This is a genomic window from Uliginosibacterium flavum, from assembly GCF_040566545.1.
GTDB classification, from domain to species: Bacteria; Pseudomonadota; Gammaproteobacteria; order Burkholderiales; family Rhodocyclaceae; genus Uliginosibacterium; species Uliginosibacterium flavum.
In genome coordinates this window covers 46,508-62,466 of record NZ_JBEWZI010000014.1, presented here as the reverse complement: position 1 = coordinate 62,466, position 15,959 = coordinate 46,508, and the positions used below count along the sequence as shown (strand labels likewise).

Below are 15,959 nucleotides of genomic sequence, written 5' to 3'. Positions count from 1 at the left end.
GTGAGCCTGTGCGACGGCGCCTGATCGTCGCCTTGCTGCTGTCCATTGCGGCGCATTTCGCCTGGCTCATATCGCCGGGATGGGAGTTGTCCGAAACGCCTGAACCGCCCGGCGAAGCCTTGCGTCTCGAAGCGAAACTCAGCGCGCCGTCTGCAATGGCCTCACTGGCAGCCAAAGCTGCCGTGCCCAAGCTCAAGCCCAAGCCGCGCCCACGCCCGAAACCTGCGCCCCGACCGCCGGATGCGCCCACTGCTCAGCTACCCCAGGACAAGACGCCGGAATCCGCTACAGCTGAAGCCAGCGGCCCGGCGCCCACGGACAGCCTGCCTGCAGAGCCGCAACTGGCGGACGTCTCCGGGCAGGATGCTCCGACAGGCCCGTCCTCTGGGCCTCTTGGCGATACCCCTTTGCAGGCGCCCGTTGCACAGCGCTTGCCAAGGCAGGGACGGGTGCTTTACACCGGCACGGCAGGCGCTTTCATCGCCCTCGGCGCGCGTGGTCAGGCCAGCTGGGAACATGATGGCGAACGCTTTCAGAGTCGCCTCTCGGCCGGTCTGAGCAGTCTGGATAGCTCGCTGGATTTCCGTTCCACCGGCCGCCTGATCGGCCCCCAGATCATCAGCGAAACCACCAGCGACCTGCGCTTGAGCAAACATTCCACCAGCCTGATTGATCAGGCCGGCGGCAAGGTCACGCTGCAGCGCGCGGCTGATACGCGCGAGCGTCAGATCAAAGGTCTGGCGGTGGCGATTTCGGCGCTGCCGCAGTTGTTGATGACTCTGGACGAGGGCATCGACAAGGCTGCCTTTTTCGTCGTCGGCGATTTCTGGGTAGCCGATTCCGTGCTGACGGCGCGCGGCAAGGAAATGCTGCGTTTGCCCGCCGGCCAGATCGAGACGCGGCACTTCACGACGCGCGGCAATAACGGCTCGATCATCGACGTCTGGCTGGCGCCGGTCTGGCGCAATGCGCCGGCGCGGATCCGCATCGAGCTGGGCAGCATCGTGGTCGACCTGAAAGCGGCCGAGGTCGAGATTGAAGGGCAAATGCTGGCACGTGAGCCGGAGGCCGCCTCCAGCGAATAGACCTTGCGGGAAACGGCAGGAGCGTGGAAGGGCAGTGTAGGAGCGGCTTCAGCCGCGAGTGCCGGGCAAAAATTCGCGGCTGAAGCCATTCTCACAAGAGGATTCGGTCATGCTCCTGTGGATGTGACAAAGCCCGCGTGAAGCGGGCTTTTATTTTGGTACCACCAACAGGAATCGAACCTGTACCTGCCCCTTAGGAGGGGGCCGTTGTATCCATTCAACTATGGTGGCAAGAAGGCGCGCATTGTAATTCCATTTTCAGACCAATACAGCATTTGTCGACTTCGGCTAATCGTGTGCCAACTCCGTCTGCGCTTTGTCTTTGGGTCAGTGTTGCTCTGCAAATGGAATGTTTCGGGCGCGCTCGTTTCTCAAGGAGCTGGTGCGAACTCGGAGCGGTGGTTCTGAACAGCGTGGCGCTTACGGTTTGTCCAGATTCCGGGTGAAACTGCCAAAGTGGCTCGCGCATGGCTTCGGTACAGACTTCGGCGATCAGATCCAGATCTTCGTTTAGTTACCGGAAGCTGTCTTTGTGTACCTGAGAGCCTTCGCGCAAGGCAATGATCACGGTTTATCGCACCCAGGGCCCGCGTCCGCATTGGCTGTGCCTGTCTGTCACTGCGATGATGAAAAATGTTGCGTCGGGCAAGGGCAGAAATCAGGGCGGGTTGAGTCCGGATCGCCTAGCTGAAGCTGGGACAGGTTTCTTCAAGGCCTTCATTTCGTTCCATACAGGCGCGACAAGAAATATGACAGACAGGGAGCCTTGTGCCGGCCTATTCTGACGGTTAGGGTAATCGTGCGTGGTCTTCTGGAGGATGTGTGCCGCAGACATTCAGTGCAAAAGCGAAGCTGACGGGCCTTTTGTTCTTGCTGTCGGCCTTGCTGGGGCCACAAGTAGCACAGGCCGACGATGTGTTGATCCGCAACCGACCCAATGTCGGGGTTAATCAGCGCCTGGAGTTTTCGGATCTGGTGCTGGAGGAGGCGATGCGTCGCACGCAGAAAAAATACGGTCCGTACCGGATTGAATGGACGACCGGCACCATCGCCCGCGAGCGTTCCCTGATTGAACTGGTCAGCGGCGAAACGCACAACACCACGATCGTGGCCAGCCAGCCAAGCTGGGAAGAGCAACTGTTGCCGATCTGGATTCCGGTGGATATGGGTTTACAGAACTACCGGATTTCGCTGACTACCAAGGCCGCACAGCCCCGGTTGTCGGCGGTGCGTGCACTGGACGAACTCAAGGCTTTGCGTGCCGGGATAGGGGCGGCCTGGTCATCACGCAAGATCATGGATGCGAATGGATTCAACCTTGTTATCGGCGAGAACTTCGAGCCGATCTTGCGCATGTTGCTGGCGGATCGTTCAGATTATTTTCCGCGCGGCGTGAATGAGGTGTTTGTCGAGTTCGACGCGCGATCCGCAGACAATCCCGAACTGGTGGTGGAGAGTGACATCGTGCTCGAATACCCCTTGCCGACCTATATTTTTGTCTCGCCCAAAGCGCCGCGTCTGCATCAGCGTTTGAGTGAGGGCATGGAAGTCATGGTGCGCGATGGGACGCTGCGCAAAATGGTCATGGACTACTACGCCGATATGATCAAACGTGCGAATTTCTGTGCGCGGCGGCTGTTTCGTATCGAGAACCATCTGGTGTCAGAGAAAACTCCGCTGCAGCGCAAGGAGCTGTGGTTCGATCCTTACGACCCGAAAACCGGCATGTGCGCGAAGCCGGTGACGAAGCCTGCCAGGAAGTCCGCCAAGAAATAGCTGTACCCGAAGAGCCGTATGGTGGGGGCTTCTTCGGCTTGCCTGCCTGAACAGGCTCGCACCATGCGGCAGATGAGGCAGGGGGCTGGGTTTGCCGGGGTACAATCCGGCCCTTCCTTGCTTCACCGTGACGAATCCCATGCCTTTGATGACCTTAGAAAACGCCTGCCTTGCCTTTGGCGATGTGGCCTTGCTTGACCATTCCGAACTCGTGCTGGAGCCCGGCGAACGGGTGGCGCTGATCGGGCGCAACGGGGCGGGTAAATCCAGCCTGATGCGTGCCCTGGCGGGCGAGCAGAGTCTCGACGATGGCCGGGTGTGGCGACAGCCAGGTTTGAAGGTGGCCTACGTGGCGCAGGAGCCCAATTTTGATCTGGCGCGCGACGTGTTCGCCACGGTGGCCGATGGGGTGGGCGATGCGGCGCGTCTGATCGCGGGTTATCACGAGGCGGCGCATGCGCTCGCGCATGGCGACGAATCCGCGATGGATCGCATGTCAGACTTTCAGCACGCGCTGGAGTCGAGCAATGGCTGGGCCTTGCATCACAAGGTGGAGCAGGTGATCGATCGTCTCCGGCTGGATGGTGAGGCGCTGGTCTCCAGCCTTTCCGGCGGCGGCATCAAGCGCGTGGCGCTGGCCCGGGCGCTGGCGGGCGAGCCGGATTTACTGCTGCTGGACGAGCCGACCAATCACCTGGACGTGGCCGCCATTGATTGGCTGGAAGAGCTGATCAAGGCCTTCCGTGGCGCCGTGGTGCTGATCACCCATGACCGGGCTTTCATGGACAATACTGCCTCGCGCATCATCGAGCTCGATCGTGGCCGCCTGGTGAGCTTCCCCGGCTCATACGCAACCTATCAGCAGCGCAAGGCCGAGATGCTGGAGATGGAAGCCAAGAGCAGCGCAGAATTCGACAAGTTTCTGGCGCAGGAAGAAGTGTGGATTCGCAAGGGCGTGGAAGCGCGCCGCACGCGCAATGAAGGGCGCGTGCTGCGTCTGGAAGAGCTGCGCAAAACGCGTACGGCACGGCGTGACCGGCTCGGCAGCGTCAACCTGCAACTGGATCGCGGCGAGCAGAGCGGCCAGCTGGTGGCCGAGCTGACGAATGTGAGCAAGAGCTTTGGCGACAAGACGGTGATCCGTGATTTTTCGGCGCGCATCATGCGTGGTGACCGGATCGGTTTTCTCGGCCCGAATGGTGCCGGCAAGACCACGCTGCTCAAACTGATCCTTGGTGATCACGAGGCCGACTCCGGCACCATCCGGCGAGGCACCAAGCAGCTGGTGGCCTACTTCGACCAGTTCCGCACGGCGCTGGATCAGGAGGCGCCGCTAACCGAAGTCATCAGCCCCGGCTCGGATTTCGTCGAAATCGGCAATACGAAAAAACACGTGATCGGCTATCTGGGCGATTTCCTGTTTTCACCACAGCGTGCGCGCAGCCCGGTGAAGTCACTGTCCGGCGGCGAGCGCAACCGCCTGCTGCTGGCCCGTCTGTTTGCCCGGCCGGCAAACATCCTGGTGCTGGACGAGCCGACTAATGATCTGGATGTAGAAACCTTGGAGTTACTGGAAGAGCTGTTGCAGTCGTATGACGGTACGGTTTTTCTGGTCAGTCATGACCGGACCTTCCTCGACAACGTGGTGACGCAAACCATTGCCTTTGAAGGCGATGCACAGTGGCGCGAATACGCAGGTGGTTATTACGACTGGTTGCGGGTCAAAAATGCTGAGAAGGATGCCGCGGAGAAGGCCGTCAGAAGCGCGTCTACAGCCAGCAAGGCTGCAGAGGCAGAGCGCAAGCCTGTCGCGAAGCAGGCCAAGTTGAGTTTCAACGAGAAGCGCGAGCTTGAAGGCCTGCCCGCCAAAATGGCGGCACTGGAGGCCGAGCAAGCCGGTCTGCAAAAGCAGTTGGCCGATCCGGAAATCTACCGCACGCGTGGCGCGGAAATGACGACGATGAATACGCGGCTGGCGGCGATTGATGAAGAGTTGCTTAATTTGCTGGAGCGCTGGGAGGCGCTTGAAGCCAAAACATAAGGTTTCAGGCTGGCAAAAAAAACGCTTTGGGGGTATGTTTCCCTGCTGGGTTGAACCAAGCTCGGCGCGCCTGTCCCAAGCGTCTGCATGTCGCCCAGGGCATGGATAAACCTGTTTTTTGAAGTGTGCGTTTCCTGTGATTCATTCCACTCGGAGGAGAGTATGAAGAAGAACGTGTTGGCCGTCTCTTTGGCGGCAATCGGTTTGCTGGCCGCTTGTGCCAGCGGTGGCCCTGAGAAAGCTGCTGTCGCTGGCAAGTCTGCCGACATCGGGCGTGCCGTGTTGGCCGCCAATGATGGCTGGGCCGCAGCCGAAGGCGCTGTGACCGGTGGCTCTGCCGCCAAGGCCGAGAATGAATTCACCGTCAGTACGCGCAAAGAGTTTGTGGATGCTTTGGCCAAGGCAGCAAACGCCTCCAAGATCATCCGCGTGAAGGGCACGATCAATCTCTCTGCCGATGACAACAACAAGGAGCTGACCGAAAAGGACTACACGGTCGCGCCGTATAACTTCAATGACTACATGAAGGCTTATGCGCCGGCCACATGGAATCAGAATCTGGTCAAGGGTCGCCCGGAGCGCAAGCTCTCCGGTCCGCAGGAAGATGCACGGGTTGCCTCTTCCAAGCGACAGAAAGATCGCATCGTGATTCAGGTGCCGTCGAACACGACCATCGTCGGTCTGGGCAAGGACGCCAAGATCGTCAAGGGCAATCTGGTGATCGGGCCGGATTCCGAGAATGTGATCATCCGTAACATCGCGTTTGAGGATGCCTTCGATTATTTTCCTGGCTGGGATCCGGGCGATAGCTTCAAAATCGACAAGAGCTATCCGGGTTGTCAGGAAGCTTTTGTTGATGCCAAGACAGGCCCGCAGAATTGCCCGGGCGGTCGCTGGAATTCCGAGTACGACTTGATTTCGGTGAACGGAGGCAAGCGTGTGTGGATTGATCATTGCTCGTTCAATGACGGCGATCGCTCCGACAAGCTGTTTCCACCGGTTTTCCCTTTTCCGCACAACGAAATCACCCAGAAGGTTCAGCATCACGATGGCATGGTGGATGTCACCAATGGCGCCAACTTCGTAACGATCTCGAACAGCGTCTTCAAGGATCACGACAAAGCCTTCCTGATCGGCGGCAGCGATAGCTCCAAGGTCGATACAGGCAAGCTCAATGTCACTCTTCACAATAACTATTTTGAGAATGTTGGTCAGCGCATGCCGCGAGTACGTTTTGGCAAAGTGCATGTGTACAACAACTACTTTGTGGGTGATGCGGCGGGCAACGACGATCCGAAACTCGATTCTTACCAGAACCACCTGAACACACTGAAAGCCAAGCCGGCTGGTAGCATCCTCCGGCAGGCTCTGGGCGTGGGTAAGGACTCAGCGATCTACTCCGAAGCCAATGTTTTTGATATCAAGAACGGCAACTCTGCACAGGCCGCGGTCAATATGGGCGGAACAGTGTTTGTGGATGTCGGTTCGGTGGTCAATGGCAAGCCTTTTGATAGCAAGGAACTTATTGGCAAGCCGCTGACGCCCGACGTTGGTTGGAAGCCGACGCTGTATGGCGTCAACAAAGTTCTTCCGGCTTCAGATGTACCTGCTGCTGTGAAGTCCAACGCAGGCCCTGGCAAGCTTTGATAGCTTGAGTGAAATAAAAAAGCCGAGGCTGCGACCTCGGCTTTTTTGTGTTCGTTGGCGGGGCGTTTACTCCGCTTCGATTTCTTCGCTTGCGATGGCAAGCCAGTATTTTTCCGGGGCGCCGATGCGTTGCATGACCACGCTGCGTTTCACCCGCAACAGAGTGCTGATAGCGGTGTAGTCATCCGGCAGGGCGGGATCATCCCAGCCGTTGGCGGCGTGGCGGGCCAGGTCGCAAGCAAGGATGACGTTGCGAACACGCGGGTTTTCGGCGTTTTCTTCACTCATCAGGGTAATCAATAGCTCGGGAAGGTGCCATTCGCGCACCAGGGCGAGTTGGGCGTCGCGGGCGGTGATTCCAAAAATCGCCTGTTGAGCGACCGCGCTGCGGATGCCGGCATGGTCGTGGCGCAATTGTTCTACCTTGAGCATGAACTCCGGTGCAAAGCACCAGAAAAGGATTTCAGCGGCCTCGTGGAGCAGGGCGGCGACGGTGACTTCGTCCACATCGATATCATGGCGCATCAATGCGAACTCGCGCGCCCAGTGGGCCGCGTGCTTGGCACGGTTGATGACTTTGAGCAGGCCAATCAATGCCTTGGGATGGGTGGCTAGCTTTTCTTCGACCGTGCCCAGATTTCCGAACTTTTCGAAAAATGGCGTGATGCCCATCATCATGATGGCGCGGTCGATGGTGGTGATGTCGTGATTCTGGCGGTGGTTGCGATGGGCTTCGAGATAAACCAGCACACGCAGTGCCAGCATCGGGTCTTCGAGCACTGCATTGGCGAGTGCTCTGCCGCTTACGCCGTCTTCGTTTTTTTGCAATTCGTTCAGTGCGCGCATGCTGCGGCGGAGCACAGGAATTTCCTTGCTGCTGAAGTAGCTGATGTAGCTCTCGATTGAGTCGAGTGGTGCGTTGAGCATGGTCCGTTCCATAAGGGGTGTCGGCTGCGTGCAGGTTTCTACGGCTTTGCCCGGACTAACTTTAGTCGTCCTGATGATTCGGTTTCCTTGGGCCGCGTGCCGCTGGTCGTGTGAAGCCCTGCGCGCGCCGGAACATGGCTTGTCGGACTACCACTTTGGCACTAAAACAACAGCTCCGATTGCCATGTGGCACGACTCGCGCCACTATCCTGCCCTCGTATTGTTTGCTGGTAAAAATCTCTTGGAATCATTCAAGGCTTTCCGGATCGAACAGCTTGGAAATTCAACGCCCATGCGCGTGACCGGGCGTTTTGTGCAGATGGACGAAACGGCACTTGATCATGGCGATGTGCTGATCCGTGTGGAGTGTTCTTCGGTAAATTACAAGGATGCGCTGGCCGCGACGGGCGAGGGACGCATCATTCGGCGTTTCCCCTGCGTGGGCGGAATCGATCTGGCCGGCACTGTGGTCAAGAGCGCTGCGCCGCGATTCCAACCGGGCGACAAGGTGATTGCCACCAGCTACGAAATCGGTGTCGCGCACCACGGCGGCTATGCCGAATATGCCTTGATGCCCGGCGGTTGGGTCTTGCCTTTGCCGGCAGGTTTGAGTCTGCAGGAATCCATGGCTATCGGCACCGCCGGCTTGACGGCTGCGATGGCGATTACCCGCATGGAAAATAACGGTCTCAAGCCCGAAAATGGCCCCGTAATTGTGACCGGCGCCAGCGGTGGCGTGGGTTGCCTGGCTATCGACATGTTGGCCGGGCGCGGCTATGAGGTTGTCGCGCTGACTGGCAAGCCGGAGCAAGCCGATTGGCTACGCTCCTTGGGCGCGGCGAGGGTGATGCTGCGCAGCGAATTGGCGCTGGATGCGATCAAGCCGCTGGATAAAGGAATCTGGGCGGGTGCCGTGGATAACCTGGGTGGTGCGGTGCTGTCCTGGCTGCTCGCCAGCAGTAAACCGACCGGCGTAGTAGCAAGTATTGGTCTGGCCGCCGATACTGTACTGAATACGAGCGTTTTGCCTTTTGTTTTGCGAGGCGTCAGTCTGCTCGGGATCGATTCGGTCTATGCTGGATTTGCCGTGCGTGAAAAGGCGTGGGCGCGTTTGTCGGCGGATTTGCGTCCGCGCCATCTGGATGCGATTACCCGGGTGATTGGTTTTGACGACTTGCCGCTGGTGTTTGAAGATTTCATTGCAGCGCGGGCGACAGGCCGCACTGTTGTACAGATTGCCCCGTCGGGCAACACAGAGGAAAAGCCATGAGTGACGTTGTTGCGCAATTGCCGCGTGTGTTGATCGTTGATGATTCGCGCATGGTGCGCGCCTCGCTGATCAAGCAGATTCGCGACAAATTCGATGTGCGCGAGGAATCCGATGGTGAGGCTGGCTGGCAGAGTTTGCTGCTTGATCCAACTATCGAAGTGGTGATTTCCGATATCGGCATGCCACGCCTGGATGGTTTCGGATTGTTGCAGCGGATTCGCGGCTCCCGTCTGTCGCGCGTGAATACCTTGCCGGTGCTGATTATCTCGGGTGATGACGAGAACGAAGTGCGCATGAAAGCCCAGGCCATGGGCGCCACTGACTTCATCACCAAGGCTACGCCGCGTGTCGAACTGGTCGCCCGAATCGAAGCCCTGGCGAAACTGGCTCAGACTCGTCGTGAACTCGAAGAGAGCCGCGAACAGCTGGTGCGCCGCAATCGTGGCGATGTCAGCGTGATGGTCATTCAGGTCGATGGCTACGACCAGCTTTGCGAGACCTACGGCCATAGTGTTGGCCAGCTGGTGCATCGCAAGCTCTCCAAGCTGCTCTCGGCCAAGGTGCGCAAGGAAGACACTATTGCGCATCTGGCTGAAGGTCAGTTCGCGATCATTTCGCCCTCTGCGGATCTGGATGCTTGCGGCGCCTTTGCGTTGCGGCTGCGTCGTGCCATCGACACGATTGTAATGACTTACAAGGAGCATCGCATCCGCATCAGCCTGACCGTTGGCCTGGCCAGCGCGCATGGCGATCCGAATCTCTCACTTGAAGAGTTGCTGCAACTGGCGGTTTCGCGCGTGGCTGATGGCACCATGATGGGCGGCAATCGCGTGGTGTCCGAGTCGGGCGAAATCAATGCGGACAGCATCGGGCGCTTCAGTCGTCTGGCGGTCAGTGTGGATCATGCGCTGACGCAGCTTCGTACTGGCAGCAAGGACGAGCCGCGCAAGCGCTTGCGTGAGCTGGTGCAGACGGTATTGCCCTTGCTGGAAATGATGGAGCAGGAGTTCCGTATCGACATGCAGCTGGCCCTGCTGCTTGAACGGGCTCAGATCACCTCGCTGGACATGCACACGACCACCACCATGACGGCTGGGGCCAGCGTGGCGACGGAGTGGCGCGGTTGAGATTGGGATAGACGCCAAGAAAAAGCCGCGCGATTTGCGCGGCTTTTTCTTGGCGCTTGCCTGCAGACGCGCTTCTGACTTGGGTTTATGGAGTACCTGTGTGTAGAGGCCCGCGTTACGTGCCTATGCGGACAGGTCTCTTGAAGAGCAATGCTGCGTGCGGCTTTCCAGCCTACCCTGCCAGTGCTGCGGTGACGATCTCCTGCGCCTCCTTGACGATCTGTTGCAGGTGTTCGGCGCTGATGAAGCTTTCGGCGTAGATCTTGTAGATGTCTTCGGTGCCCGAGGGGCGCGCGGCGAACCAGCCGTTCGCTGTCGTCACCTTCAGTCCGCCGATACTCGCGCCATTGCCAGGGGCCGTGGTCAGGCGCGCAGTGATCGCTTCACCGGCCAATGTGGTGGCGCTGACCTTGTCGCCGGTGAGTAGCTTGAAGGCTTTCTTCTGTGCCGGCGTGGCGGCCGCGTCGATACGGATGTAGTGCGGCGAGCCGTACTGGGCGGTGAGCGCTGCGTAATGCTGACCGGGGTCCCTGCCGGTCACTGCGGTGATTTCGGCCGCAAGCAGGCCGAGGATGATGCCGTCCTTGTCGGTGGTCCACACTGTGCCATCGCGGCGCAGGAAGCTCGCCCCGGCGCTCTCCTCACCACCAAAGCACAGGCTGCCGTCGAGCAGGCCCGGCGCGAACCACTTGAAGCCCACCGGCACTTCCAGCAGCTTGCGGCCCAGCCCGGCGACCACCCGGTCAATCATGCTGGAGGACACTAGCGTTTTGCCGACCGCAGCATTGGTCCACCGTGGGCGATGGCCCAGGAGGTACTGGATGGCGACGGCCAGATAGTGATTCGGATTCATCAGCCCGGTCGGCGTGACGATGCCGTGGCGATCCACGTCGGCATCATTGCCCCAGGCGATGTCAAAGCGATCCTTTAAGCCTACCAGCCCGGCCATGGCGTAGGGGCTGGAGCAATCCATGCGGATCTTGCCGTCGTGGTCTAGGGTCATGAAGCCGAAAGTCGGGTCCACATTCGGATTCACTACCTCTATGTTCAGGCCGTAACGCGCGGCAATCCGGTGCCAGTAAGCGACGGCGGCACCACCCAGCGGATCAACGCCGATCTTCAGATTCGCGGCGCGAATCGCCGCCATGTCGATGACCTGATCGAGATCGGCGATGTAGGCTTCGGTGAAATCTTCCTGCGTGATGCAGGCAGCCTTGATAGCCTCAGCATAAGGGACGCGTTTCACATCCACATTGCCGGTCGCTAGCAGCGCATTCGCGCGCTGCTCGATCCAGCCCGTCACATCCGTGTCGGCCGGGCCGCCATTGGGCGGGTTGTACTTGATGCCGCCGTCCTGCGGCGGGTTGTGCGATGGCGTGATGATCAGACCGTCGGCCAGATCCGTGGTGCGGCCCTGGTTATGGACGAGGATGGCGCGCGAGATCACCGGCGTCGGGGCATAGCCATCGTCGGATTGCATGCGTGTGGCCACACCATTCGCGGCCAGTACTTCCAGCGCCGAGCACTGCGCCGGGCTGGAGAGTGCGTGAGGGTCTTTGCCGATGAACAGTGGGCCGGTGATGTCTTGGCCCGCGCGGTATTCACACACGGCCTGGGTGATGGCAAGGATGTGCGCCTCATTGAAGCTGCGCTTGAAGGCCGTGCCACGATGACCGCTGGTGCCGAAGGCGACGCGCTGCTCAGGAATGCTCACGTCCGGCACTTCTGCATAGGCGGCAAGCAGAGCGGGAACGTCCATCAACATGTCGGCGGGAACCGGTTTGCCAGCAAGGGGGTGGGCCATCGTGTGCTCCTGATTTGGGGGATATGCAATGGTAAGGCAGGAAGGCCTAGAGCAGGATTTCCACTGCCTGCGGATGTCCCAGAAAGCCGCGCGGGCTGGCTGTGAAACCGTAGGCGCCGCTCTGATACACCACCACCAGATCGCCCGGCTCGGCGACGGCCAGCTCCATGCGATCCGCTAGGATATCCAGCGGTGTGCACAGCGGGCCGACTACCGAGGCGACTTCGGTTTCTGCAGGTTCTGCCTTGTTGCCGATGATGACGGGGTAATTCTTGCGGATCAGCTGGCCGAAATTGCCCGAGGCGGCGAGGTGATGATGCAGACCTCCGTCGCAAACGAGGAAAGTCTGCCCGCGCGAGAATTTGCGGTCGATGACCCGGCACACATACACACCGGCTTCACCGACCAGATAGCGACCCAGCTCGATGACCAGCTCGGTCTGCGGCAGTTCGCCGCTGGCGCGCTCAACAAGTTGCGCCAGATTCGCGGCGATGGGGGAGAGATCCAGCGGTGTGTCGCCGGGGAAATACGGGATGCCGAAGCCGCCGCCAAGGTTCAGCGTGCGTACCGGCTCTGGCGCATGTTCGGCCAGTCGTAGGGCCAGTGCGTAGCTGAGTTGCTGGGCCTCGATGATGGCCTCGGCGCGCAGGTTTTGCGAGCCAGCAAACAGATGAAACCCTTCGAAGGCCAGACCGAGTTCGCCGATGCGGGCGAGCAGGCGGGGCACTTCCTCGGCATCCACGCCGAAGGGTTTTGGCCCGCCGCCCATCTTCATGCCGGATGACTTGAGTTCAAAATCGGGATTCACCCGCACTGCCATACGCGCGGGCAGGCCGAGGCGCTGCGAGAGCTTGGCGAGCAGCTCGACTTCGCGGAAGGATTCGACATTGAGCAGCACGCCGGCACGCACGGCGGCTTCCAGTTCCGGCTCGCGTTTGGCCGGGCCAGCAAAGCTGATTTCATGCGGACTGACGCCGGTGGCCAGCGCGACGGCCAGTTCCCCGCCGGAGGCCACATCCAGCCCGTCGAGGCGCTGGGCCATGTGGCGCACGAGCGCCGGCATCGGATTGGCCTTGATCGCGTAATGCAGCTGGATGCTGGCTGGTAGCGCCGCGCGCAGCTTGTCGATCTGCGCGTCGATCACGCTGTGGTCGTAAGCGTAGAAGGGCGTCTGGCCCAGTTCTTCAGCCAGTTGTGAAACGGGCTTGCCACCGATCTGCAGTTCTCCATCGACGATGGGGAACTGCTTCATGGGGGCGTGGCGGGGTTTGACCGGGGTGTTCATTTGTTGCCCTCGAACAGGTCGGTAAAATCCCTCGCCAGCATTTTGCGGTCGATCTTGCCATTGGGATTGCGTGGCAGTGCTTCGTGACGCAGGGCGATGTGGGCGGGCACTTGATAGGCTGGTACGCGGGCTTTCAGCACGGCGAGCAGACTGGCCGTATCGGTGCCTTGCGCAGGTGTTGCAATCAGCACGATGGCCGCGCCCAGGGTTGGATGGGGCACGCCGATGGCCGCGCATTCACTCACCAGCCCCGTGGCATAGGCTTCTTCTTCGATTTCGCTGGGGCTGACGCGGTAGCCGGAGGTTTTGATCATCTCGTCGTTGCGGCCGATGAAATACAAGAAGCCTTCTGCGTCGCGGCGCACAGTGTCGCCAGAAAACACGGCGATCTCCGGCAGCGTCAGGCCAGCGGGGCGCAGCGCGGCGGGCAGGGGGCGGAAGCGTTCGGCGGTTTTCTCTGTGTCGTTCCAGTAGCCCATGGCCACCAGGGGGCCGCGTTGTACCAACTCGCCGGGTTCGTCGGCGGCGCATTCTGTGCCGTTACCGCGCAACACGAAGACGTCGTTGTTCGGGATGGCCTTGCCGATGGAGTCTGGGCGGTGGGCAATTTCGGCCGGATCAAGGTAGGTTGCGCGGAAGGCTTCGGTGAGCCCGTACATCAAATAGGGGGTGGCTGAAGGCAAGCTCTGGATAAGGGTCTGCAAGGTGGCTGCCGGAAGACGCCCGCCAGTATTGGCGATGTAGCGCAGATGGCTGGAGATGCCCTCTGGGAGAGGCTGTGCAGCCAGCTGTATCCACAGTGGCGGGACGGCGGTGAGGCCGGTGATGCGTTCGCGCTCAATGGCCTTGATCACGTCGCGTGGCATCAGGTAATTGAGCAGCACGACGCGTGCGCCGACATGAAAGGCCGTGGTGAGCTGTGAGAAACCGGCGTCAAACGATAGCGGCAGGGCAGCGAGCAAGCTGTCGCCGGCATGATTACCGAGATATTCGGCCACGCTCTTGGCACCCACAACCATGTTCCGGTGCGACAGCACCACGCCTTTGGGGCGGCCAGTGCTGCCGGAGGTGTAGAGGATCGCCGCCATGTCGAGTTCAGTCGGTGCGGGTTGTGCTGTGGCAACCGCACTTACGTCCGCAGTTACATCTATTTGCAGATCAGTCCAGGTGTGGGTCTGGTAGGGGGCTTCACTGGCGCGGGTCAGGCTGCCGGTGAGGACGACGTGGCGCAGGTCCGGGCTCTGTGCGAGGACTTCAGCCAGCAACGGCAGGCGTTCGGCCGTAGTCACCAGCATCTGCACATTGCAGTCGCGCAGGATGTAGGCGACCTGCTCGGCTTTGAGCAGCGGGTTGATCGGTACGAAGACAGCGCCGGCCGCGCTGGCGCCAAAGCTGGCGACGACGGTCTCGATCCGTTTTTCCAGATAGATGCCGATGCGCCCGGAGCGGTTGATGCCGAGTGCCGCGAGACTGTTCGCAAAGCCTTGCACGGCCTGCCACAGCTGCGCGTAATCAAGCGTCTGGCTGGCTGTCGTAAGGGCGGGCGCAGCAGGGGCGCGTGCCGCGCTGCGTTCGATGAGGTGGTGAAGTAGCCAGGAATCACACATGGTTTGAGGTTTCTTGCCGGGAGTTGTCGGCTACAAGGCTTATAATGCCGCGCTTTCGTGCCGTAAAACCAAGGATTCGATTTTGTCTTCGCTCGATATTACTCGTCAGGCTGTGCTACAGGTGCTGGAAGAAAGTCTTGGTCTGGGCGGCCGCGCCGCATATTTTAATGACGAGACCGCCTTGCTGGGCGCCGTGCCCGAGCTGGACTCGATGGCCGTGGTGGGCGTGATTGCCGCGCTGGAAGAACACTTCGGTTTTCACCTGGCCGACGATGACATCGATGGCTCGACCTTCGAGACCGTTGGCACCCTGACTGCTTTTGTGGCGAACAAGTTGGCTGCTTGATGGGTCTTGGTAGCTAGGCGCGGCCTCTGGCCGCTCCTGCAAAAACAGCCGTGAACCCGGATGCCGGCCAGTTGGCTGCAATCCGGTTTTTCATTTGTGCGCCAAGCCCGGACTCCGCTGAGCTTCATCCGGGCTGCATTCCTTATTTGCTCTTGATCATCGTCCCGACGCCGTGATGGGTCAGGATTTCCAGCAGCAGACAGTGTTCAACGCGTCCATCTATGATGTGCACGGCATGCACGCCGCTGCGCGCTGCATCCAGCGCCGAGCTGATCTTGGGCAGCATGCCGCCCGATAGCGTGCCATCGGCCACCAGTTCGTCGATCTGGCGCGGGGTCAGGCCGGTGAGCAGCTTGCCTTCCTTGTCCAGCACGCCGGGCGTATTGGTCAGCAGCACCAGCTTCTCGGCCTTGAGTACTTCAGCCAGCTTGCCGGCGACCAGATCGGCATTGATATTGTAGGTTTCGCCGTCAGCGCCCACACCGATTGGCGCGATCACCGGGATGAAGTCGCCGGAGTCGAGGAAGGTGATGATGGTCGGGTCAATCTGGGTGATCTCGCCAACCTGACCGATATCCAGTACTTCACCGGGATGTTCGTTGTCCGGCATCATCAGCTTCTTGGCGCGGATGAAGCCTGCGTCCGCCCCACTCAGGCCGACAGCCTTGCCGCCGTGCTTGTTGATGAGGTTGACGATGTCCTTATTGACCTGCCCGCCCAGCACCATCTCGACGATGTCCATGGTCTCGGCATCGGTGACGCGCATCCCCTGGATGAACTGTCCCTGCTTGCCGACACGTTTGAGCAGGTCGTCAATTTGTGGCCCGCCACCATGCACTACCACCGGATTCATGCCGACCAGCTTGAGCAGCACCACGTCGCGCGCGAAGCTCTCCTGCAGCTTCGGGTCGATCATCGCGTTGCCGCCGTATTTGATGACGATGGTTTTGTCGAAGAAGCGCTTGATGTAGGGTAGTGCCTCGGCCAGAATTTCGGCCTTGAGGGCTGGGGCAAGCTGCTGGAGTTCTGCGGGCATGGACGTTT

At 60.1% G+C, this 15,959-nt stretch carries 12 protein-coding genes and 1 tRNA gene; 7 read left to right on the top strand and 6 right to left on the bottom strand.

Annotation, left to right across the window (positions count from 1 at the left end; genetic code table 11):
* Nucleotides 1-8 precede the first annotated feature (8 nt).
* Nucleotides 9-1,085 carry a DUF3108 domain-containing protein gene (locus ABXR19_RS13575; RefSeq protein ID WP_354601678.1) on the top strand — a complete coding sequence of 359 codons (1,077 nt, stop codon included), beginning with the start codon at nt 9-11 and terminating at the stop codon, nt 1,083-1,085.
* Between the two features lie 156 nt (nt 1,086-1,241).
* Here the strand turns inward: ABXR19_RS13575 and ABXR19_RS13570 are convergent.
* Nucleotides 1,242-1,316, bottom strand: a tRNA-Arg gene (locus ABXR19_RS13570).
* Nucleotides 1,317-1,907: 591 nt separating this feature from the next.
* Between ABXR19_RS13570 and ABXR19_RS13565 the strand changes: the two genes are divergently transcribed.
* The 3 genes from ABXR19_RS13565 to ABXR19_RS13555 all read left to right on the top strand — a co-directional run bounded on the left by ABXR19_RS13565 (nt 1,908) and on the right by ABXR19_RS13555 (nt 6,549).
* Nucleotides 1,908-2,861 carry a hypothetical protein gene (locus ABXR19_RS13565; protein WP_354601677.1) on the top strand — a complete coding sequence of 318 codons (954 nt, stop codon included), beginning with the start codon at nt 1,908-1,910 and terminating at the stop codon, nt 2,859-2,861.
* A gap of 139 nt (nt 2,862-3,000) precedes the next feature.
* Nucleotides 3,001-4,902, top strand: a complete 1,902-nt coding sequence (locus ABXR19_RS13560) for an ATP-binding cassette domain-containing protein (RefSeq protein ID WP_354601676.1) — start codon at nt 3,001-3,003, stop codon at nt 4,900-4,902.
* Between the two features lie 162 nt (nt 4,903-5,064).
* Entirely contained in the window at nt 5,065-6,549 is a 1,485-nt protein-coding gene (locus tag ABXR19_RS13555) for a pectate lyase family protein (protein ID WP_354601675.1), read from the top strand.
* A 66-nt stretch (nt 6,550-6,615) separates the two neighbouring features.
* Here the strand turns inward: ABXR19_RS13555 and ABXR19_RS13550 are convergent, their stop codons facing one another.
* Nucleotides 6,616-7,476: an HDOD domain-containing protein gene (locus tag ABXR19_RS13550; protein WP_354601674.1), complete on the bottom strand. Its 861-nt coding sequence runs from the start codon at nt 7,474-7,476 to the stop codon at nt 6,616-6,618.
* Nucleotides 7,477-7,717: 241 nt separating this feature from the next.
* On the opposite strand from ABXR19_RS13550, the gene ABXR19_RS13545 reads away from it, so the two are divergent.
* The gene (locus ABXR19_RS13545; RefSeq protein WP_435594328.1) at nt 7,718-8,746 is read left to right on the top strand and encodes an oxidoreductase; all 1,029 of its coding nucleotides are present in this window, start codon (nt 7,718-7,720) and stop codon (nt 8,744-8,746) included.
* Nucleotides 8,743-9,873, top strand: coding sequence for a GGDEF domain-containing response regulator (locus ABXR19_RS13540; protein ID WP_354601673.1), 1,131 nt, complete (start codon nt 8,743-8,745; stop codon nt 9,871-9,873). The genes ABXR19_RS13545 and ABXR19_RS13540 overlap by 4 nt, the downstream gene beginning before the upstream one ends.
* Before the next feature lie 172 nt (nt 9,874-10,045).
* Here the strand turns inward: ABXR19_RS13540 and pgm are convergent, their stop codons facing one another.
* From pgm to ABXR19_RS13525, 3 genes are read right to left on the bottom strand one after another with little or no spacing between them, the layout of a single operon-like run.
* Entirely contained in the window at nt 10,046-11,677 is a 1,632-nt protein-coding gene (pgm, locus tag ABXR19_RS13535) for a phosphoglucomutase (alpha-D-glucose-1,6-bisphosphate-dependent) (RefSeq protein WP_354601672.1), read from the bottom strand.
* A gap of 46 nt (nt 11,678-11,723) precedes the next feature.
* Nucleotides 11,724-12,962 (bottom strand): pyridoxal-dependent decarboxylase, exosortase A system-associated, encoded by a 1,239-nt coding sequence (locus ABXR19_RS13530; protein ID WP_354601671.1) that lies wholly within the window; start codon nt 12,960-12,962, stop codon nt 11,724-11,726.
* Entirely contained in the window at nt 12,959-14,569 is a 1,611-nt protein-coding gene (locus ABXR19_RS13525; protein WP_354601670.1) for an acyl-CoA ligase (AMP-forming), exosortase A system-associated, read from the bottom strand. Before ABXR19_RS13525 ends, ABXR19_RS13530 begins: the two co-directional genes overlap by 4 nt.
* An 82-nt stretch (nt 14,570-14,651) precedes the next feature.
* On the opposite strand from ABXR19_RS13525, the gene ABXR19_RS13520 reads away from it, so the two are divergent.
* A complete protein-coding gene (locus ABXR19_RS13520) occupies nt 14,652-14,915 on the top strand; it encodes an acyl carrier protein (RefSeq protein WP_354601669.1) in 264 nt (87 codons plus the stop codon).
* A gap of 142 nt (nt 14,916-15,057) precedes the next feature.
* On the opposite strand, the gene argB is transcribed toward ABXR19_RS13520, so the two are convergent.
* Complete coding sequence (argB, locus tag ABXR19_RS13515) at nt 15,058-15,951, bottom strand: acetylglutamate kinase (RefSeq protein ID WP_354601668.1); 894 nt, start codon at nt 15,949-15,951, stop codon at nt 15,058-15,060.
* Between the last annotated feature and the right edge of the window lie 8 nt (nt 15,952-15,959).

Bases quoted from the DNA above. Each gene is read 5' to 3' on its own strand.
- pgm (WP_354601672.1), bottom strand. From the start codon at position 11,677: ATGGCCCACCCCCTTGCTGGCAAACCGGTTCCCGCCGACATGTTGATG.
- argB (WP_354601668.1), bottom strand. From the start codon at position 15,951: ATGCCCGCAGAACTCCAGCAGCTTGCCCCAGCCCTCAAGGCCGAAATT.
- ABXR19_RS13540 (WP_354601673.1), top strand. From the start codon at position 8,743: ATGAGTGACGTTGTTGCGCAATTGCCGCGTGTGTTGATCGTTGATGAT.
- ABXR19_RS13525 (WP_354601670.1), bottom strand. From the start codon at position 14,569: ATGTGTGATTCCTGGCTACTTCACCACCTCATCGAACGCAGCGCGGCA.
- ABXR19_RS13550 (WP_354601674.1), bottom strand. From the start codon at position 7,476: ATGCTCAACGCACCACTCGACTCAATCGAGAGCTACATCAGCTACTTC.
- ABXR19_RS13555 (WP_354601675.1), top strand. From the start codon at position 5,065: ATGAAGAAGAACGTGTTGGCCGTCTCTTTGGCGGCAATCGGTTTGCTG.
- ABXR19_RS13560 (WP_354601676.1), top strand. From the start codon at position 3,001: ATGCCTTTGATGACCTTAGAAAACGCCTGCCTTGCCTTTGGCGATGTG.
- ABXR19_RS13530 (WP_354601671.1), bottom strand. From the start codon at position 12,962: ATGAACACCCCGGTCAAACCCCGCCACGCCCCCATGAAGCAGTTCCCC.